Raw genomic sequence first — 20,962 nt, 5'->3', positions numbered from 1 at the left:
CGAACTCAGAAGTGAAACGTTGTAGCGCCGATGGTAGTGTGGGGTCTCCCCATGTGAGAGTAGGGAACTGCCAGGCATTAATTAAGACGAGAAAGCCAACCCAATGGGTTGGCTTTTTTGCGTTTGGAGTTTTTATTTTTTAATCCTCTATTCCATTTCTTTTTAATAAATTGTTTTTATTTAAAATAATTTATTCCATCCTATTTCTATACCTAGGTTAGTTTTATATACCGATTCAAATTATAAAAAAACATAGAATTAAACATATATTTAACATCATTTTTGTGACAATATTAATTGTCATACAAATATAACGATAAATAAATGGCGGTCAGTAAACTATTTTGTATAAAAGATAAGCAATAGGAGCAAATGTATGGATATTAATTTTTATGTCACATGTATTGGGGATGCTCTAAAATCCCATATGGCAAGAGACAGCGTATTACTGCTAGAAAAATTAGGTTGTCGGGTTCATTTTCTTGAAAAACAAGGTTGTTGTGGTCAACCCGCTATTAATAGTGGTTATATCGAGAACGCAAAACCAGCTATGAAAAAATTTATTGAAACCTTCGAAGTTAATGATTATCCAATTATTTCTCCAGCGGGATCTTGTACTTATGCAATCAAAGGTTATTCCAAATATTTAGCTAATGAACCTGATTGGGCAATGCGAGCTGAAAAAATAGCTAACAGAATGTTTGATTTAACTTCTTTTATTGTAAATCAGCTTGGTGTTCTTGATGTCGGCGCCAGTCTTAAAGGTAAAGCTGTTTATCACCCATCTTGTAGCCTATTTCGTAAAATGGGCGTTAAAGAAGAACCTATTAAATTATTACAGCATGTAAAAGGTCTTGAATTATTACCTTTTGAAGATATGGAAACGTGCTGTGGTTTCGGGGGGACATTCTCAGTCAAAATGGCCGAAATTTCAGGAGAAATGGTAAAAGAAAAAGTACACCATATTATGGATGTTAAACCTGATTATTTAATTGGTGCAGATGTTAGCTGTCTTCTAAATATTGGTGGACGTTTAGAGCGAGAAGGACGCCCTGTTAAAGTGTTACATATTGCACAGGTCTTGATGAGTCATGAGGAGGAATTATGTCGTTAAGAACGAGTTCTATTCCTTTTAAAGATCTTATCGATCGCCAAGTACATGATGAAGTTATGCAAAAAGCCGTTGCTAATGCACAAGAAACTATTGGTAAAAATCGGCAAAAGATGGTTGATGATCTTGGACATTGGGAGGATTGGAGAGATAGAGCAGCGCAAATTCGAGATCATGTGCTTGTTAACTTGGATGCTTATTTATACCAATTATCTGAAAAAGTAGAAGAACATGGTGGGCATGTTTTCTTTGCTAAAACAAAAGAAGAAGCAACGCAATATATTCTCAGTGTAGCTAAAGAAAAAAAAGCAAAGAAAGTTGTTAAAGCTAAATCAATGGTAACTGAAGAAATCGGTATGAATACCGCATTAGAGAATGCAGGTATTAAAGTTATTGAAACCGATTTAGCAGAATTTATACTCCAGCAAGCCAAAGATGCGCCTTCGCATGTTGTTGTACCTGCTATTCATAAAAATAGAGAACAAATTCGTCAAATATTCCATGATAAATTGGGATATAACGGCTCTGATACACCAGAAGAAATGACTCGTTTTGTTCGTCAAAATATTAGAGACGATTTTTTTACTGCCGATATTGGTGTAACGGGTTGTAACTTTGCAGTTGCAGAGACGGGTTCAGTTTGTTTAGTGACTAATGAAGGTAATGCTCGCTTAAGCACTACATTACCTAAAACACATATAGCTGTGATGGGTATGGAGCGTATCGCACCGACATTTAAAGAGGTGGATATTCTTATTACCATGTTAGCACGCAGTGCCGTTGGATTACGTTTAACGGGCTATAACACATGGCTTACAGGGCCTAGAGAAAAAGATAATGTTGATGGCCCTGAAGATTTTCATCTTGTTATTGTTGATAATGGGCGTTCAAAAATTATCGGCTCCGAATTTAAAGATATTTTGCGTTGTATTCGTTGTGGGGCCTGTATGAATACTTGTCCTGCTTACCGCCATATTGGTGGCCAAGGATACGGCTCTATTTATCCAGGCCCAGTTGGTGCTGTTTTAACCCCTTTATTAGGTGGTTATAAAGATTTTAAAAACCTTCCTTATGTGTGTTCATTATGTACCGCCTGTGATTCTGTATGTCCTGTAAAAATCCCACTATCCAACTTAATTAAAAAACATAGAGATGTGATGGTTAAGGAAAAAATCACACCAACAACGGAGCGTACGATCACCGATATATTTAACTATGTAAATCGTCATCCTACATTATGGAAAGTTGGTATGAATTGGGGAGCTCATGCTGCAAGGTGGTTTATTAAAGAGGGGAAAACGCCTTTAAATATAGGTGCATTAAAAGCGTGGACTGAAGCAAGAAATTTGCCACAAGGTGATGGTGAAAGTTTCCGTAGTTGGTTTAAAAAACATCAAAAAGAGGAGAAATAAGAGATGAATAATAAACATACATTCCTATCTCATTTAGCTTCTCAGTTAGGAAGACCATTAAAAACAATACCTGACTCATTACCAACACCAATAAATACATATCCGGAAGAAAGATTAACTGAATTATCGGAAGAGGAACGATATCAATATTTTCTTAATACCGCTAAATTAGCAGGCAGTGATTATGAGACAACGACACAAGAAGCCTTACCTCAGTGCTTACTTGCACTATGTAATAAATATGGTTCATCAGTGATATTGACGGGTGATCCTCGTTTAAAAGAAAGTGGTGTTATTGATTTATTATCTCAACATTGTGATGTTAGTGTGTGGGATCACCATGTTGGTGCAGAAAATATTGAACATGTAAAAAATGCTAAAGTGGGGATTGTCTTTGCCGAATATGGACTTGCTGAATCAGGGGGCGTTGTTTTATTTTCTGGGGCAGATAAAGGACGTAGTGTTAGTTTGATCCCAGAAACAACACTCTTTGTTATTAAGAGGAGTACCATTTTACCGAGAGTTGCACAATTAGCGGAAAAACTTCATCAACTAGCAGTAAAAGATGTCCGAATGCCTTCTTGTATTAATATTATCAGTGGACCAAGTTGTACCTCTGATATTGAATTAATTAAAGTTGTTGGTGTTCATGGTTCTTTAAATGCCATTTATATAGTGATTGAAGATTGCTAATAATTCTTTGTAAGGAGCCATATATTATTGTGGCTCTTGTTCTTCTGAACTTAATAAATCATATTTTAAGAGGTTTTTATTACCATCAATGACCATGATGGGGGATCTCGGCTGATAACAATCAGCTAAGGGTGAATAGCATTTATTTGGTGAGTGATGTTCTATACCAAGCCAACTACTTAATAACCAATAATTATTTGCTGTCGAATAAGGTTTGCTTAACACCTCATTACTAATGATTGGTTTTGTGGTTGAGGGGCTATACCAAATAAACAACGGGATATCGTAAGCTTCTTTACGTGGTGTATTTACGCCATGATGATAACGAACCTCTCTATTCTTATCGAGACGCTGTAAAGCATGATCGGAAAAGTAGAGAATAGAAGCTGGCTTATCTTTGACTCTTTCAATGATGTCATTAATTAATTTATCTGTATAAGCGATAGAGCTGTCATAGCAATTATCATCATCTTCTTGCGTGAACTTCTTTAAATACTGATTTGGAAATCGATTACAGGCCGGCTCATGGCTACCATATGTATGTAAGATGATTAATTTTTTCTGTGCAGAGGGTTCTTTCAGAGCGCTATCTAAATAAGGAAGTAGCTCTTCATCATAACCGATAAATTCATTCCACTTTTTATTTTGGGCCATATTAGCAATGACAGAAATAACACTGGTTTTTTGATTACCTTTACCTTGGTTACTTAGCCAATATGTTTTAAATCCGGCATGATTGGCAAGGGAAACAATATTATCAGCATAATGATTTTTATCTTGTAACTGTTCTAATCCTATATTTGAGAGTGAAATTGGTACAGAAAGAATGGTTACTGGCGCCGGAGAATAAACTTGATTGAATAAAATAAGATGACTCTTTTCTTTCATTAGATTAGGTGTTGTATTGTGCTGATAGCCATAAATTCCTAGATGATCTCTGCGAACGGATTCTCCAATAATCAGGATATAAATTTCTGTATTATCATTATTTTTATTATATTGGAACTCAACTTTTTGAGCGGGAATTCTTCTAATTTTGCGATTTTCGTGGAGAGTTCGGACAAGTGCTGCTGCATTATAAAAAGGTGTATTCAGAAGAGTATATTCTGCTAGTAGTTTACTGTTGTTATCGTTTCTTAATGCTAAGCTTTTATAAAATGGAATAATGGCGATTAATATAACAAAAGCAGTTACACTTTTTTTTGTCGTTTTTAGATCAGATACTTGAGCCGCTTTATGGATAAAAAAATAGTAAACGGCAAAAGCACATATATAAAATAAGACATAGTACTTATTATAAGAGAGCATACCGACAGTTTCGCTACTGTTAGTATTAATAAAAGTTTCAGCAATGGATGATGAAAAGGCAATATCATGTTCACGATAGAAAAATAGAGAAATAGAAAGGTTTAAAGACCATAGTGCACTAATAACAAAGGTTATTATTTTCCCCAAAAAGTAACGATAAATGCCACTACACATCAGCATAAGTAGCCAACCAATAAGAACAATATAGATTTTTTGTTCTATATACAGCGTTGAACCACCCAATGCTGCAGGTGCTATAGATAAGAAAAATAAAAGTGCGTAATGAGTTTGCCAAGACATAATCTATTTAAAAACTACCATCTCTTTTTATATAAAATAAAAAGTTAATCATTTACTTTTTGATAATACAAGCCTTGTTTGTCTGAAGTGTGTCTGAAATTGATATTATTATGCTTCTTTCTCATTATTTTGGGCACTTTAGCTTTATTAATAAGTCATGTGACAAATAAATTATGTTTACTTTTTGTTTGTAATTAATTGATTTTAATTTATTTTATTTTTCTCTTTATACCGGTAGAGTAGTTGATAATAAGTTATATAAAAATCGTATAGATATGTAGTTAAAGCTTAAAAATATTATAAATAAGTAAATGATAGAAATAGGGGCAAGGTTTTATGATAATTAATAAAAATGATTGGAATTGAAGAGCCCCAAAGTTGGAATTCACTTTGCGGCTCTTTTTATTAAGAAAGATTACATTATTTCTGGCTGTTAGTGCTGTTTACCTTGCTCAATACCCAAGCCAATTTGAGAACGGATAAACTGAGCTTGGAATTTTGCTTTTTCTTGCTCACCTAAAGATGATTTATCTGTAATAGAGAAAAGCCATGAGATAATAAAAGCAATAATTATTGAAAATAATGCCGGATATTCATAAGGGTAGATTGGTTTTTCATGACCTAAAATACTAACCCAAATTGTTGGCCCTAAGATCATCAACGTGACAGCAACGAGTAAACCAGACCATCCTCCCGCCACAGCTCCTCGTGTTGTAAGTCCTTTCCAATACATAGATAACAATATAATTGGGAAGTTACAGCTTGCCGCAATTGAGAATGCTAGCCCTACCATAAAGGCAATATTTTGCTTTTCAAATAAAATACCTAAGCCGATAGCGACGATACCTAAGATAACTACAGTAATTTTAGATACTTTTAGCTCTTGTCTTTCATCTGCATGGCCATTTTTAATTACATTAGCGTAGAGGTCATGCGATACCGCAGATGCGCCCGCTAAAGTTAGTCCCGCAACAACGGCTAAAATAGTGGCGAAGGCAACAGCTGAAATAAAGCCTAAGAAGAAATTACCGCCGACTGCATCCGCTAAGTGAACGGCCGCCATATTGGTTCCGCCAATTAAAGCGCCAGTGGCATCTTTGAACATAGGATTAGGGCTAACGAGTAAGATAGCGCCGAAACCAATGATAAAAGTAAGAATATAGAAATAACCAATAAAACCTGTTGCATAGAAAACACTCTTACGGGCTTCTTTTGCATCGCTAACAGTAAAGAAGCGCATGATGATATGAGGAAGTCCCGCTGTACCAAACATTAAAGCAAGACCTAAAGAGAGAGCCGATATAGGATCAGAAACCAATCCACCAGGGCTCATGATAGAGAACCCTTTTGAGTGAACACTAACGGCTTCTTTAAATAAGGTATTGAAATTGAAATCGGCAGCTTTCATCACCATAACAGCCATAAAACTTGCACCTGCAAGTAATAAAATAGCTTTAATGATTTGAACCCAAGTGGTGGCTAACATGCCTCCAAATAAAACATATAGCACCATTAGAATACCAACAAGCACAACAGCAATATGGTAGTTTAAACCGAAAAGGAGTTCGATTAATTTTCCGGCACCCACCATTTGTGCAATTAGATAAAGGGCAACGACAACCAGTGATCCAATAGCAGAGAGAGTTCTTACAGGTTTAGGGCTTAAGCGATACGAGACAACATCCGCAAAGGTATAACGCCCTAAATTACGTAAGCGTTCAGCAATGATAAAAAGAATGATAGGCCAACCAATTAGAAATCCAATTGAATAGATAAGTCCATCATAACCCGAGGTATAAACCAGAGCGGAGATCCCTAAAAAGGATGCGGCAGACATAAAATCACCGGCAATTGCCATCCCATTTTGAAAGCCAGTAATTTTCCCTCCAGCTGTATAGTAATCTGAACGTGAACGAGTACGTTTAGAGGCCCAATAAGTAATATAAAGCGTTAATCCGACAAATATCAGAAACATAATAATAGCCTGAATATTCATCGGTTGTTTTTCACCTCCTTCTGTTATTGCAGCAGCATAAACCACTGTTGAAGAAAGGAAAAATAAGCTTATTGCATAGAGTAAATTTCTCATTTTTCTACCTCTTCAATAACTTCAGCGGTAAGTTTGTCAAATTCAGTATTAGCTTTGATTACGTAAATACCTGTTAATAGAAATGAGGCAATAATTAAGCCAATACCAATAGGAATACCTCGTGTAATGTAGCTTCCTTCATATAGTGGTGTACCTAACCACTGTGGATAGAATGCAATAAGTAAGATAAACAAGACATACATAACGAGCGTAATAATTGAAAGTGTCCATGAAAAACGACTACGTTTATTAACCAGTTCTTTAAAGCGAGGGTTGTTTTCTATCTCTTGATAAATATTGGCATTCATCAGAGTTCTCCTCTATATAATTGTTTGGTTTATCACTTGATTTAGAGGCTTCAATCCCCTGCATTTCATGATTTTTAGGTAAGAGCGCCCAGCAAAGACATTTTCATGTCTTTGCTTTGTCGTATTACGTTTTTTAAATGACAGCTATTTTGTTGTGTATTAAGCGGTGAGTGATAGAGACTGTTTTTCTTCTAACAGTTTCTCTACAACACCCGGATCAGCGAGTGTTGAGGTATCTCCGAGGTTAGTTGTGTCACCAGAGGCAATTTTGCGCAAGATTCGGCGCATAATTTTCCCTGATCGTGTTTTAGGTAAGGAATCTGTCCAATGTAGGATATCTGGTGTCGCTATTGGTCCAATTTCTTTACGTACCCAGTTGCGAACTTCAGTATAAAGTTCAGGGGTTGGTTCTTCACCGTGATTTAAAGTGACATAAGCATAAATGGCTTGTCCTTTAATATTGTGAGGAATACCCACTACTGCGGCTTCTGCAATTTTAGGATGTGCAACAAGAGCAGATTCAATCTCTGCTGTTCCTAAACGGTGACCTGAAATATTCAAGACATCATCAACACGTCCTGTTATCCAATAGTCACCATCTTCATCTCGGCGCGCTCCATCACCAGAGAAATACATACCTTTAAAGGTTGAGAAGTAAGTTTGTTCAAAACGGTCGTGATCACCAAAAAGTGTTCTTGCTTGACCCGGCCAAGAATCAGTAATCACTAAGTTGCCTTCACAAGCCCCTTGCTGTACTTCTCCCATATTATCGACAATGGCAGGTTGAACGCCGAAGAATGGACGTGTTGCTGAACCTGGTTTTAAATTCATAGCACCCGGTAGTGGGGTTATCATGAAACCACCCGTTTCTGTTTGCCACCATGTATCAACAATCGGGCATTGGCTACGTCCCATTTTCTGATAGAACCATTCCCAGGCTTCCGGATTAATAGGTTCACCTACAGAGCCAAGGATCCGTAGAGAGGTGCGTTGAGTATCTTCAATCGCTTTATCGCCTTCAGCCATTAGCGCACGAATTGCGGTAGGGGCTGTGTACAGAATGTTGATTTGGTGCTTATCAACGATTTGAGCCATACGGTTAACTGATGGGTAATTAGGAACACCTTCAAACATAACCGTAGTCGCACCATTTGAAAGTGGGCCATACAGTAAGTAGCTATGGCCTGTTACCCAACCCACATCAGCGGTACACCAATAAATATCGCCTTCATGATAATCAAAGGTGTATTTAAAGGTCATTGAAGCATAAACGAGATAGCCCCCTGTAGTGTGCAGTACACCTTTAGGTTTGCCTGTTGAACCTGAGGTATACAGAATAAAGAGAGGATCTTCTGCATCCATAACTTCGACTTCACATTCTGTACTGACATCTTGGATGATTTCATCCCACCAAACATCACGTCCATCAATCCATTGTTCGGTATGTCCTGTGCGGCGAAATACCACTACGTGATTAATCGGCGGAATATCAGCGTGGTTTAATGCATCATCAACATTTTTCTTTAAAGGAATAGCGCGACCCGCTCGTAATCCCTCATCAGCTGTAATGACTAATTTAGCTTTTGAGTCTATGATCCGGCCAGCAACCGCTTCAGGGGAGAAACCACCAAAAATAACAGAATGGATAGCACCAATACGAGTACAAGCAAGCATAGCGACTGCGGCTTCTGGCACCATAGGCATATAAATCGCCACGACATCGCCTTTTTTAATACCTAAGTTTTTTAATACGTTAGCGAATTGGCAAACATCGTGGTGAAGTTGTCGGTAAGTAATTTTTTTTGACTCATTAGGTGAATCACCTTCCCAAATAATGGCGACTTGATCACCTCGTGTTTTAAGATGGCGATCAAGGCAGTTTTGGCTGATGTTTAGTTGTCCATCTTCAAACCAGCGAATGCGTACATGGCCTGGGTCAAAGGATGTATTTTTTACCACAGTATATGGCTTTATCCAGTCAACGATTTTCCCTTTATCTGCCCAAAAGGCCTCAGGGTTTTTGATAGATAATTCATAGTCTTTTTGGTATTGCTCTTTATTGATCAGGGCGTGTTCTGCAATGCTTGCAGGAATATGATGTTGGTTTATTTTTGTCATAATAGTTCTCCTCACTATTGTTAATACTATGTCAAAAAGTCGTTAACAAAAGAGGGGAAATAAAGATTGTTTCTTTTTTGCGCAGAAGATCACGAATTAATGGAAATGCTTTTTATGGAATGTTCAAATAGTGCGAAAGCTAGTGATGAATGATTAATCTACTATTTTCTCGTTTAATAGGATTATTGTTTAATAGAAGGCTTTATAATTAAAATAATATACTATGAAAATTAATTTAACCGTGCTGGATAAAAAAACCACAATAACAACATGGATATGATAATGATTTTCATTAACGTTTTTTTCACTATAATGAAATGAAAAGATAAATCACATGGTGTGATCCAAGATAAAACAGCACTGGAGATTAATATGAGCTATACATTACCTGCACTGCCTTATGCTTATGATGCGTTAGAACCTCATTTTGATGAGCGTACAATGGAAATTCACCACACTAAGCATCATCAAACTTATGTGAATAATACCAATACAGCATTAGAAAAATTACCTGAGCTTGCTGGCTTAGAAATTGATGAATTAGTTAAAAATCTTCATAAAGTACCTGCTGATCAACGTACATTCTTACGTAATAACGCAGGTGGTCACTCTAATCATTCATTATTCTGGAAAGGGCTGAAGCTAGGTACTCAATTACAAGGTTCACTAAAAGAGGCAATTGAGCGCGATTTTGGTAGCGTTGAGGCTTTTAAAGAGTTATTTGAAAAAGCAGCAGCTAGCCGTTTCGGTTCTGGTTGGGCTTGGCTGGTATTAAAAGACGATGGCAAACTTGCGGTAGTTTCTACAGCAAACCAAGATAGCCCATTAATGGGTGAAGAGTTAGCTGGCGCATCTGGTTACCCAATTATAGGGTTAGATGTGTGGGAGCATGCTTATTACTTGAAATATCAAAATCGCCGTCCTGATTATATTAAAGCGTTCTGGTCCGTTGTTAACTGGGATGAAGCGCAAAAACGTTTTCAAAGTAAAGCATAATTGAGTAAATAGCTTCCTTTCTTTTTATATTTTCAATGCCGACATATGTCGGCATTGTTTCTTTTGAACACTCTCTTTACTATGGGACATTGTTTTCTGTTTAGGTAGTGAGCTATGCGTTATTTTCCTAGTGTTTTTATCGGCAGCATCACAACAACGTCTAATGGATTTACCAGTGCGATCACCAAAAGGCTGGTGGACGGTCATATCAAACTCACTTCATTGGGATTAGAAGGAGATGAGCAAGCTGAAAAGAGTTTTCACGGTGGCCCTGATCGCGCACTTTGTCACTATCCTAAAGAACACTATCTTTATTGGGCTGAGCAATTCCCACAATTGACGGATTTTTTTCATGCTCCTGCATTTGGTGAAAATATCTCAACAACAGGCATGACAGAAGAAAATGTTTTTATTGGTGATATTTATCAATGGGGAACCACATTAATTCAAGTTACTCAGCCTCGCTCTCCTTGCTATAAACTTAACACGGTGACAGACGTCAGTAATTTTTCGCAAATTATGCAAGATAGTGGTTATTGTGGTTGGTTATACCGAGTTGTGAGTACAGGAGAAACAGGTAGTCATCATCCTCTTATTTTGGTTTCAAGAAACAGTGATGTCTCTGTGAAAGAGGCGATTTCAATTGCTTTTCATATGCCTTTTGATGAAGAACTTTATCGTCGGTTATTAAGTGCCGCAGGATTATCTGCGAGTTGGAGCAAGACTATGCAGTTAAGATTGCAAAATCAAACTATTGAAAGTTTTAATCGACGCTTGTTTAAGGAATAAAAAGAAACACCTCTCTAAAAATGAACTGGGGTCAGTTCAAAATAGGAGAGGTGTTTTTTATGTATTAAAAGGAAATTACGGATGAGCAATAAACCCGATTGCGTCATAAACCTTGTCTAAGGTTGCTTGAGCGCGAGCTTTAGCTTTATCTGCACCTTCTTTCATTATTTTATTAAGTAATGCTTCATCATTACGGAATGTGTTAAATCGTTCTTGAATGTTGGTTAGCATTTCAGAGACCGCATCTGCGACAGCACCTTTTAGATGACCGTACATTTTGCCTTCAAATTCAGCTTCTAATTCAGGAATAGTTTTACCCGTTACACCCGCTAAAATATCTAATAAGTTAGATACACCCGCTTTATTTTCAAGATCGTAAATAACACGAGGTGGCTCTTCTGAGTCTGTCATTGCACGTTTGATCTTTTTAGCTGCTGATTTAGGATCTTCAAGCAATGCGATAACGTTATTACGGTTATCATCAGACTTAGACATTTTTTTAGTTGGATCTTGTAATGCCATCACGCGCGCACCACCTTTTGGAATAAAAGGATCGGGTACAGTGAAGATATCGCCATAAATAGCGTTAAAGCGTTGAGCAATATCACGGCTTAATTCAAGATGTTGTTTTTGGTCGATACCAACAGGGACTTGGTTTGTTTGATAAATCAGAATATCGGCTGCCATTAATACAGGATAATCGAACAACCCTGCATTGATATTTTCAGCATGACGCGCTGACTTATCTTTAAATTGAGTCATTCGGCTCAATTCACCAAAATAGGTATAGCAGTTAAGTGCCCAGCTTAATTGTGCATGTTGTGGAACATGTGACTGAACAAAAATAGTGCTTTTTTCTGGATCAATACCGCAAGCGAGGTACAGAGCGAGTGTATCTAAGGTTCTTTTTCTTAGCTCTTTAGGATCTTGGCGTACTGTAATAGCGTGTTGGTCAACGATACAGTAAATACAATCATAGTCATCTTGCATTTGTACCCATTGACGTAGCGCACCCATATAATTTCCGATAGTTAATTCACCAGAAGGTTGTGCACCACTGAATACAATTGGCTTTTGTGCCGTTTTTTCTACTGAAGTCGTCATTTTAATTCTGTTCCACAGTTGTCATTGGCGTGATATCGAGGATAGAGAGCAAATCAGCAAAATTATCGAGAGTAAAATCAGGTTTGCTGTCTGCAATAGATACGCCGTAGTTATAGCCATAGGTTAAACCTACGCAAGGGCATTGTGCCTCTTGTGCTGCAATAATATCGTTGCGAGAATCCCCAACAAAAAGGAGTTCTTCCTTTTTAACACCAAATGTACCCATTGTTAAATATAATGGTGCTGGATGCGGTTTTTTTTCTTTAACATCGTCTCCTCCTAGCACCAAGGAGAAATACTTATCAATTTCCAGTTGTTGTAATAGTGGAGCGATAAATGGTGACGGTTTATTGGTGACGATACCTAATGGAATATTATGTGAAGCTAATACTTCAAGGGTTTCTTTAACGTGTGGGAATAAATCACTGCCTGTTTTGACGGAAGTTGCATAATGTTCATCAAAAAGATCACGCATTTCTTTTAATAAGGCTTCAGTGACATCCTCAACGCCAGCATTATGCAAAGCACGCGTAAGTAGCATATCAACGCCATTACCCACCCAAATAGTGACGTTATGTTTTCCAGCAGGAGGAAAGCCTTTTGCTTTTAATGCGTAATCTGTTGCTTCTGTAAGCCCCACTGCGCTGTCGGTGAGTGTGCCATCGAGATCGAAGGCGATAGCACGGATACCTTTGAGTTTTTTATCTGTCATTACGATACCTTTTTTAATTCATGGCGCATATTGTCGATAACATGTTTATAGTCAGGCTGATTGAAAATAGCCGAACCTGCAACAAACATATCTGCACCCGCTTGGGCAATTTCAGCAATATTATCGACTTTGACACCGCCATCTATTTCTAAACGAATGTCATAACCACCATCATCAATCATCTTACGAACTTGGCGTAATTTATCGAGAGTGTTAGGAATAAATGATTGGCCACCAAAACCAGGGTTAACAGACATCAGCAGGATAAGATCTAATTTATCCATAACATAGTCGAGATAGTTTAATGGGGTTGCTGGATTAAGCACTAAGCCCGCTTTACAACCACAATCTTTGATTAATTGAATGGTACGGTCAACGTGGTCACTGGCTTCTGCATGAAATGAAATATAAGTTGCGCCTGCTTCTGCAAAATCAGGGATGATGCGATCAACGGGCTTTACCATTAGGTGAACATCAATGGGGGCTGTAATACCGTAGTTGCGCAATGCCTTACAAATTGGCGCACCAAAGGTCAGATTAGGAACATAGTGGTTATCCATAACATCAAAGTGGACAACATCAGCGCCCGCAGCGAGTACTTTTTCAGTATCTTCACCCAGACGAGCAAAATCAGCAGATAAAATAGAAGGGGCAATCAGAAAATCTTTCATCGCATTCTCCAGACAACACTCCCATTGTCGGGAAGTGTTAACGATTATTTATATAAGGCAAGTAATTCGTTCACTTTGCTACGACCAAGTGTGTTGCTACTGATTGTTCTTCGGACTTTCACACTGTGTAGCTCTTTTGCGTTCACATACCACGTTTTTGTCAATGCAGTCTCATGGTTTGATATTAACACGGGTATCTGTCTCTCGTAAGCCAGCATTGAGGCAAGTTGAGCCAGATGTTCTTGCTCTTGAAAACTAAAGCTATTTGTATGGTATGACGTGAAATTTGCAGTCGGTGATAATGGCGCATAAGGCGGATCGCAATAAACGACAGCACCTTTTTCTGCATTAGTCATCGTTGATGAATAGCTTTGGCAAACAAATTCGGCTTTTTGTGCTTTTTCAGAAAACCAAATTAACTCTATTTCAGGAAAATAAGGTTTTTTGTAACGGCCAAAAGGGACGTTATATTCACCTTTGGAATTATAACGACATAACCCATTGTAGCAATGACGGTTAAGATAGAGAAATAGGACACTACGCTGATAAGGATCAGTTGAGCGATTAAACTCTTGTCGTAGTTGATAAAATTCCTCTGCGATATTCATTTGAGGGGTAAATAATAAGCGGGCATCCTTCATAAATTTTTCAGGATATTGCTTTACCGTGTTATAGAGATGAATTAGATCACTATTTATATCGGCAAGAATATATGAATCGTATTCTGTATTTAGAAAAACAGAACCGGCACCCATAAAAGGTTCAATTAAACAATTACCCTCAGGCAGATGACGTTTAATGTCATCTACCAAAGGATATTTACCACCAGCCCATTTTAGGAATGCGCGTTTTTTTTTCATGCCGTCCAAATTTCTCAATCGTTTCAGAGTCGCCGATTGTACTCTGTTTCAGACAGCATATCAGCGGTGAACCTCGTCTTAATTATTTTTTTAGATCCTGATGAACATGTTTCATCGGTCTAACCCATGGTTGTTTCGCTTGTACCGGTGCTGGTAATGAAGAAACAGCCTGTTTAGCTTCGCTTATATTACGATAGTTACCATAGATGAGTACATACCAAGGGTTACCATTACGCTGAGTTTTATAGATAGCGTAGTTTCCATTTAGGTTCTTTTTAGCGAAAGCTTCTAAGGTATCTTGGCGACTTGCGCCACTTAATTGCAATGTATAATTTGCAGCTGGAATAGAATTTAAATTGCCAGCAGATAATGAGCCTGAAACAACCGATTTAGTTGTTGCTGGTTTAGGTTGCGTTGTTGCTGGTGGTGTTACTGGTTTTGTCGGTGGTGTTTTTACTTCAGCCGGTTTCTGTACGGGTTGTACTGGTTTGGTGACGGGGGCTTGTGTAACAGGTTGTTCCGGTTTTGGTTGTTGTGCGTTTAATTGCTGATTAGCCGCTTGATTGATGCCCGCTTGTTGTTGATTTAAAGAATCAACGATATCTCCAGGGATCTCAACACGTTGACCTTGTGAGTCAATCATTGGTGGTAAGTTTTGTGAAGGTGGTGTTGCTGGCTGTATCTCTTGCCCAGAAATAGATTGAGGAGTCGATGGCTGACCATTTTCTGAAGGCGTAACGGATGACGGTTGTTGAGATAGATCGATATTTCTTTCTGTATTGGTTGAAGGCGCTGGTTCAGTTGTTTCTGGTGATTTTAATGCTGAGCTTATTGCGATAATTAGCAGAATCAGGACTAAAACACCGACACCAATCATCATCTGTTGACGGGATACAGAGAATCGAGCATTTTTTAATGGATTGCTACGAGGTCGATTGGTTCGACGTTCAGGCCTATCCGATGTATCAGGTTTGAGTGAATTATTACCCTTGGTTTCATTATCAGGTTTGAACTCGTCCATTATGCCCTCCGTCAGAGCGTCAAAAAGCGAAAAATATTCTATTCAGCTTAGCCATTACCTCATAGTATAAGGATGAAACGCTTTTTCTGAAACGTTGCATTTGACAATATTAACCAGAATTTTCCTTAAATGAATATTCTGGTTTATTTCTGGTCAGGTAATGGGGTGCTTAATTTGCATTAATGCAAGATGTTATCGCTTTGTGGACTTGTTCGCGAGTAATATCGGCACGTAATTCGGATTGACCGATACCTTTTGGTAAAACAAGGTGTAATTTGCCACCAGATACTTTTTTATCTCTCATCATATGAGGTAAATAGTCATCAGGTGTCATTTCAATAGGGCCATTGACGGGGAGGTTGGCTTTCTCAAGCAATTGAATAACACGTTGAGTCTCTTCTTCAGTGAATTGACCAAGTGCTTGAGATGTCCTTGCCGCCATTACCATGCCTGCGGCAACGGCTTCACCATGCAACCAAACACCATATCCCATATGCGCTTCAATGGCGTGTCCATAGGTATGGCCAAGGTTGAGTAGTGCGCGCAAACCACTTGTTTCTTTTTCATCAGCGGCAACAACGTCAGCTTTTAGCTCACAGCAACGACGGATACAAAATGCCATGGCTTTAGGATCAAGAGCTAAGAGTTTATCAATATTATTTTCAAGCCAGATAAAAAAGTCTTTATCTAAAATGATGCCATATTTAATAACTTCAGCTAAACCCGATGAAAGCTCTCGAGGTGGTAATGTGGCAAGACAATCGAGATCGATAACCACAGAAGCGGGCTGATAAAACGCACCAATCATATTTTTGCCAAGAGGATGATTAACCGCGGTTTTTCCACCTACAGAAGAATCGACTTGTGACAATAGTGTTGTTGGTACTTGGATAAAGCGAACACCACGTTGATAGCTTGCTGCAGCAAAACCAGTTAGATCACCAATAACACCACCGCCTAATGCGATAAGTGTTGTATCTCGATTGTGATTTTTTTCTAATAATGCAGTAAAGACATCATTCATGATCTCAAGCGATTTATATTGTTCGCCATCAGGCAAAATTACGCTATCAACCAAAACACCTTGTTTTTTTAAGGTGTCTGTTACCTTTTCTAAATAGAGTGGAGCAAGCGTCACGTTTGTGACGATCATCACTTGCTGCCCTGACTTTAATGGTAAAAAGGTATCTTCTTGATGAAAAAGGCCAGAAGCGATGGTAATGGGATAGCTTCTTTCACCTAATGTGACAGTGATTTTTTCCATAACAGTGGCCTTTTTCTTATTGTCTTTACTTAACCTTATAAATAGCTGAATGTATTAGTTTTGTTCTAATAATTCAATTATTTGATTGGCTACAATTTTTGCACTCTGATCATCAGTATGAATAGTGATGTCAGCAATCTCTTCATAAAGAGGATTACGTTCTTCAGCTAATGTCTCTAAGACATCACGCACAGGTTCAACACCTTGCAATAAAGGACGTTTTTTATCACGTTGGGTACGAGCGAGTTGTTTTTCAATGTTGGTTTCTAAATAAACAACCACACCACGTGCAGATAGTCTGTTACGGGTTTCTCGCGATTTCACCGAACCACCACCTGTTGCAAGTACAATGCCTTGTTTTTCAGTAAGTTCGTTGATTATTTTCTCTTCTCGTTGACGGAAGCCTTCTTCGCCTTCAACATCAAATACCCAACCTACATCCGCACCTGTACGCCGCTCAATTTCCTGATCGGAATCATAAAACTCCATACTAAGTTGTTGAGCTAACTGACGACCAATAGTGCTTTTGCCGGCACCCATAGGCCCAACCAGAAAGATATTACGTTTCTCTGCCATGTTTTTGGTATTACTAAGATATTCGTTAATGATAACCCGCCCCGCCAAATTCATTCAGCGACGGGACCTAAACTGAAATTTATGAGTGTTTATCTAATTCACGCCTGATAACATTTGTTATCTACTCTCATAATAAGACTGAGTTCTTTCAGTAGATCGCTATAAAATAACCACATGCTGTCATAAGTGACAACATAGGATAAAAATCCCTTTGCCCACAGTACATAACAAAAACTACTAAAAAGTAATTATCTTTGTTGGCAATGCGGAGATTCTAACACAATTTAGTCGGAAAACCGCATCTGATAATATTGTCTTTTTCGTCATCAAGCGATCAATATTACATATAAAAAGCCCTACCTCCAAGAATAGAGGAAGTGCATAAAATGTATCCGTATTTTTATTGTGATGTTTCAGGCTCACTCAAATTAGCTAACCCTTGTAAGCTAAATCGTCCTCATCGTCAAATCTATAAATACAGATTATAAGAAAAAACAATGAATAACTCTCAATTTAATCTTAGTAAAAAACATATAATTAATTGTATTTAATAAGAAAATTATTTTTCACATAAATAATTAGATTAATTTGGGTGTAATAAAAATAACCAATTCATGACGACTGTGTTGATCTCTTTTATGACTGAAAAGTACGCCAAGTAAAGGAATCGAGGATAAGAAGGGTATCTTTGCCGTGTGTTCTTGCTGTTTCTGCTGAAATATACCTCCTAACATAATGGTTTCTCCATCACGAATCGCCACTTCTGTGCTGATCTCTTGTTTATCAATAGACAGATGTTCACTTCCACTTTGAACAAGTGCAATGCCCGGTGTGTTTTGACTAATTTTAAGTATTAACCTTATCTTTTTATTTCTTTGAATAATGGGAGTGACTTCCATACCCAAGACAGCCTCTTTAAATTGAACTTGTGTAATTTCATTATCTCGACTGACATAGGGGATCTCCGTTCCTTGTTTTATGGATGCTGTTTTTTCATGAGCGGTTGTTAGCCGTGGACTTGCAATAATAGATAATTGTTTCTCTTGTTCTAACGCGCTTAATTCAAGCTCTAATAGGCGTCCATTGATTCTGGCAATGTTGAATGCAATATAGTGAAGGGGATTTTTGGTGTTTTGATGGAGTGATAATGCAGAGAGTGAAGGTGTTGATAGCGCCGAATTAAGTGAGGAGGTTGCTGAAATCGTATTAGATACTGTTGTAGATGTTGCTTCGGTTTGTGTTTTTAATGCTTGTAACCCCCATTGAGTGCCTAATTCATTTAAAGCATCCTGACTGCTACTGACAATATGCGCTGTGATATGAACTTGTTGTTGTGGGGTGTCCCGTAGTTTTAGCCAATCTTCTATTTCAGACAGTGTTTTACTATTATCAATAATTAAAAGACTATTCGCTTCTCTATCAATAATAACCCGCCCTTGCTGACTCAGTAATGGAATAGTGTGATTAGTGAGTTGCTCACCTAGTCTCTCAGCATCAGCATAATTTAAAGGATAAAGTTGGTGATGCAATTCTTCAGATTGCTCTGTCGCTGATGTTCGTTCTTCAATAAAGGTAGATGATATCTTTTCATTATTGATATTCTGAGGAAAAAAGGGATCTCGGGTGTGAGCCCAAATGGTAGTTGTCATAGATAATATGGCGATTAAAATACCTATTTTCATGATATATCATCCTGTATTGTGTGAGGATAACTTAGTTCTATAAGGCTCATTTGTACTGAAATTAGATGGTTTTCTATTGGAAAAATATTCAGAGAAATAAGTGCTAAACTTGTTTGATTGAGGCATTCCAACAGTGTTAAAAACTGAGAATAAGACAAAGTAAATGTGAGTTTATATAACGAGTTGGGCGTGTTTTCCCAAATTTCTGGTATAAAATGATAAGTCATCAGTAAGCGTTGTAATTGCTCACTAACCGGTGAGTTATCGAATGGAATGTCATAATCTATTTGTTGTGTGATTAGTGAATTAATTGATGGCATTGTGTTTAACGTGTTTTGATGATGATCTATTCGCTTTCGTCTTTGAGCCATTTCTACGTGTTGTTGGGTTATTTCTTGCTGGTAGTCCGTGTAGATAAAGAGGTAATAAACTAGCAGGGTAATAAAAGGTATAATTAAGCTTAGTAAAGTGAGTTTCCACTTAGGTAAAAACGCAATAAGTAACAACCATTGTGCATTTATTTTCATGGATGTTCCCCATCTTCTTCACTCCATTGCTCTTGTTTTTCTAATTTTCCGTTTAAATGTACTTCTGTGTAAGACGGATCAGTTTTGCTTTGTTGTAAATAATTCAACGCTAAAGAGGCTAAAACAGGGTGGCTTTTAAGGTTGGTAATAAAAGAGAGTGATTGTGTATTGGGAAGAGTGAGATGCAGTGAACGTTGATTATCTGCCTCATCATAGTGGCTAATCCAACCGGTTGCGGGAAGATGCGTTTCGATAGCTCGAAAGAAGCGAATGTAATGTAAATAGCGTAACCAGTTTTGATAATAGAGTGAATAGTGTTGATAGCGTAAAAGTGTCTGTTTTTTCTGTTTTTGATATATATCGAGTTGTTTTAGTAATAAATCTTCTTGTTGTTGAGTCTGGTGCTGTTGCGCTGTTATGAGTGTTCGTTTTTGTGCCAAATGGTAGGTGTAATAGCTACATACAACGAAAGTGATTGTGACCAATGATAGCGTTTGATAAAGCCATAACAATGCTTTTTGTTTAAATAAATTGTGGCGCCAAGGGAGATAATTTATTTGATACATAACACCTCTTCAGGGCGTAATGCTAAACCCAATGCAACAAGTGGAATGAGATCTTTATCTGACGTTGTTTCAAATAAGCTGTGGGAACGATTGGGCCAAATAGGCATCAACTGGCTAAAATATTCTTCGTTATCGCCTGCTAAGTAACACTGTTTTAGTGACCAATGATATTTTTCTACTAACTGGTAAATACAAGTTTGTTGCTCTTGTTGGTTTTCATAGGTGAGAGTACCGTAATGAGGCATATTTTCATCAGATGATACCCAGAGTAGTGTTTTGTTTTTACAGTGTAAAAGTGGATCTTGGGGTGATAGGTCAAGGTAAGTTGCTAAATAACGCAGTGCACATGCAGGGGTATCAATCGCCGTTATTGTTAAATTTATTTGAGAGAATAAGTCAATATACTTATCTAAAATCGTTTTATGGCACAGATGAATGGCGAGTTTATCCTTATTCTGTCGATAATCAAAATTAACAGGGATTTTCGTATTTTGTGTGTAAGATGTGGCTCGTAGTTGCGCTAATCGATAACATGCTGCTGATGTAAGGGAAATTGCATGAGGCAGTGGGATAATTTGATAGCTTTCATAACTATCTGGTAGAGAAAGCGTGACATTATTAATAAAAGGTAAATTTTTACGCCAACTCATTAGGATTTTTCTTAATTTTATATCATTAAAATCGTCATTAAGAGGTAAAGGGAATTGCCAAAATGTACTGATTTTCCATTGTTTATTCTGCTGAAATATCAAAATTGCATTGATATGATGAGTGTTAATTTCAATACCAATCTGATAGTTGTGTGTTTCCATAAGAGATATCCATATCTATTGATGAGTAATTGCCTATTTTCAA

General features: G+C 37.6%; 20 protein-coding genes. 5 read left to right on the top strand and 15 right to left on the bottom strand.

Annotated elements, in window-relative coordinates; translation table 11 throughout:
* Positions 1–376: 376 nt before the first annotated feature.
* From DK861_RS05340 to DK861_RS05330, 3 genes are read left to right on the top strand one after another with little or no spacing between them, the layout of a single operon-like run.
* Positions 377–1,114: a (Fe-S)-binding protein gene (locus DK861_RS05340; RefSeq protein ID WP_072065048.1), complete on the top strand. Its 738-nt coding sequence runs from the start codon at positions 377–379 to the stop codon at positions 1,112–1,114.
* Positions 1,105–2,523, top strand: coding sequence for a LutB/LldF family L-lactate oxidation iron-sulfur protein (locus DK861_RS05335; RefSeq protein ID WP_109399451.1), 1,419 nt, complete (start codon positions 1,105–1,107; stop codon positions 2,521–2,523). The genes DK861_RS05340 and DK861_RS05335 overlap by 10 nt, the downstream gene beginning before the upstream one ends.
* 3 nt (positions 2,524–2,526) lie before the next feature.
* Positions 2,527–3,216 carry a lactate utilization protein C gene (locus DK861_RS05330; RefSeq protein WP_109399450.1) on the top strand — a complete coding sequence of 230 codons (690 nt, stop codon included), beginning with the start codon at positions 2,527–2,529 and terminating at the stop codon, positions 3,214–3,216.
* Between the two features lie 24 nt (positions 3,217–3,240).
* Here the strand turns inward: DK861_RS05330 and DK861_RS05325 are convergent, their stop codons facing one another.
* From DK861_RS05325 to acs, 4 genes are all read right to left on the bottom strand, one after another.
* Complete coding sequence (locus DK861_RS05325; RefSeq protein WP_109399449.1) at positions 3,241–4,824, bottom strand: phosphoethanolamine transferase; 1,584 nt, start codon at positions 4,822–4,824, stop codon at positions 3,241–3,243.
* Positions 4,825–5,257: 433 nt separating this feature from the next.
* Complete coding sequence (locus tag DK861_RS05320; protein ID WP_072065045.1) at positions 5,258–6,913, bottom strand: cation acetate symporter; 1,656 nt, start codon at positions 6,911–6,913, stop codon at positions 5,258–5,260.
* Positions 6,910–7,221 carry a DUF485 domain-containing protein gene (locus DK861_RS05315; RefSeq protein ID WP_109399448.1) on the bottom strand — a complete coding sequence of 104 codons (312 nt, stop codon included), beginning with the start codon at positions 7,219–7,221 and terminating at the stop codon, positions 6,910–6,912. Before DK861_RS05315 ends, DK861_RS05320 begins: the two co-directional genes overlap by 4 nt.
* Positions 7,222–7,380: 159 nt before the next feature.
* Entirely contained in the window at positions 7,381–9,339 is a 1,959-nt protein-coding gene (acs, locus tag DK861_RS05310) for an acetate--CoA ligase (protein WP_109399447.1), read from the bottom strand.
* A gap of 372 nt (positions 9,340–9,711) precedes the next feature.
* On the opposite strand from acs, the gene sodA reads away from it, so the two are divergent.
* Positions 9,712–10,335 (top strand): superoxide dismutase [Mn], encoded by a 624-nt coding sequence (gene sodA, locus DK861_RS05305; protein ID WP_072065043.1) that lies wholly within the window; start codon positions 9,712–9,714, stop codon positions 10,333–10,335.
* Positions 10,336–10,449: 114 nt separating this feature from the next.
* Positions 10,450–11,124 carry a 6-hydroxyaminopurine reductase gene (gene yiiM, locus DK861_RS05300; RefSeq protein WP_006534376.1) on the top strand — a complete coding sequence of 225 codons (675 nt, stop codon included), beginning with the start codon at positions 10,450–10,452 and terminating at the stop codon, positions 11,122–11,124.
* A 75-nt stretch (positions 11,125–11,199) separates the two neighbouring features.
* On the opposite strand, the gene trpS is transcribed toward yiiM, so the two are convergent.
* From trpS to DK861_RS05245, 11 genes are all read right to left on the bottom strand, one after another.
* Positions 11,200–12,228 (bottom strand): tryptophan--tRNA ligase, encoded by a 1,029-nt coding sequence (gene trpS / locus DK861_RS05295; protein WP_109399446.1) that lies wholly within the window; start codon positions 12,226–12,228, stop codon positions 11,200–11,202.
* Between the two features lies 1 nt (position 12,229).
* Complete coding sequence (locus tag DK861_RS05290) at positions 12,230–12,940, bottom strand: phosphoglycolate phosphatase (protein WP_109399445.1); 711 nt, start codon at positions 12,938–12,940, stop codon at positions 12,230–12,232.
* Positions 12,940–13,611 carry a ribulose-phosphate 3-epimerase gene (gene rpe, locus DK861_RS05285; protein ID WP_109399444.1) on the bottom strand — a complete coding sequence of 224 codons (672 nt, stop codon included), beginning with the start codon at positions 13,609–13,611 and terminating at the stop codon, positions 12,940–12,942. Before rpe ends, DK861_RS05290 begins: the two co-directional genes overlap by 1 nt.
* Positions 13,612–13,655: 44 nt before the next feature.
* Positions 13,656–14,471, bottom strand: coding sequence for an adenine-specific DNA-methyltransferase (gene dam, locus DK861_RS05280; protein ID WP_072065039.1), 816 nt, complete (start codon positions 14,469–14,471; stop codon positions 13,656–13,658).
* Between the two features lie 82 nt (positions 14,472–14,553).
* Positions 14,554–15,492 (bottom strand): SPOR domain-containing protein, encoded by a 939-nt coding sequence (locus tag DK861_RS05275; protein ID WP_109399443.1) that lies wholly within the window; start codon positions 15,490–15,492, stop codon positions 14,554–14,556.
* Positions 15,493–15,661: 169 nt separating this feature from the next.
* On the bottom strand, positions 15,662–16,756 hold the full coding sequence (aroB, locus tag DK861_RS05270; RefSeq protein WP_072065037.1) for a 3-dehydroquinate synthase: 1,095 nt from the start codon (positions 16,754–16,756) through the stop codon (positions 15,662–15,664).
* Between the two features lie 54 nt (positions 16,757–16,810).
* On the bottom strand, positions 16,811–17,332 hold the full coding sequence (aroK, locus tag DK861_RS05265; protein ID WP_036914409.1) for a shikimate kinase AroK: 522 nt from the start codon (positions 17,330–17,332) through the stop codon (positions 16,811–16,813).
* A gap of 578 nt (positions 17,333–17,910) precedes the next feature.
* Positions 17,911–19,014, bottom strand: a complete 1,104-nt coding sequence (gene pilQ / locus DK861_RS05260; RefSeq protein WP_109399442.1) for a type IV pilus secretin PilQ — start codon at positions 19,012–19,014, stop codon at positions 17,911–17,913.
* Entirely contained in the window at positions 19,011–19,541 is a 531-nt protein-coding gene (locus DK861_RS05255) for a hypothetical protein (protein ID WP_109399441.1), read from the bottom strand. Before DK861_RS05255 ends, pilQ begins: the two co-directional genes overlap by 4 nt.
* Positions 19,538–20,107 (bottom strand): fimbrial assembly protein, encoded by a 570-nt coding sequence (locus DK861_RS05250; RefSeq protein WP_109399440.1) that lies wholly within the window; start codon positions 20,105–20,107, stop codon positions 19,538–19,540. The genes DK861_RS05255 and DK861_RS05250 overlap by 4 nt, the downstream gene beginning before the upstream one ends.
* The gene (locus DK861_RS05245) at positions 20,095–20,919 is read right to left on the bottom strand and encodes a hypothetical protein (protein ID WP_109399439.1); all 825 of its coding nucleotides are present in this window, start codon (positions 20,917–20,919) and stop codon (positions 20,095–20,097) included. The genes DK861_RS05250 and DK861_RS05245 overlap by 13 nt, the downstream gene beginning before the upstream one ends.
* Positions 20,920–20,962 lie beyond the last annotated feature (43 nt).

Origin of the sequence: Proteus sp. TJ1640, from assembly GCF_003144445.1 — a bacterium.
Taxonomy (GTDB): Bacteria; Pseudomonadota; Gammaproteobacteria; order Enterobacterales; family Enterobacteriaceae; genus Proteus; species Proteus penneri.
The sequence above is the reverse complement of the archived record's forward strand: the minus strand, read 5'-3'. Positions and strand labels throughout refer to the sequence as shown.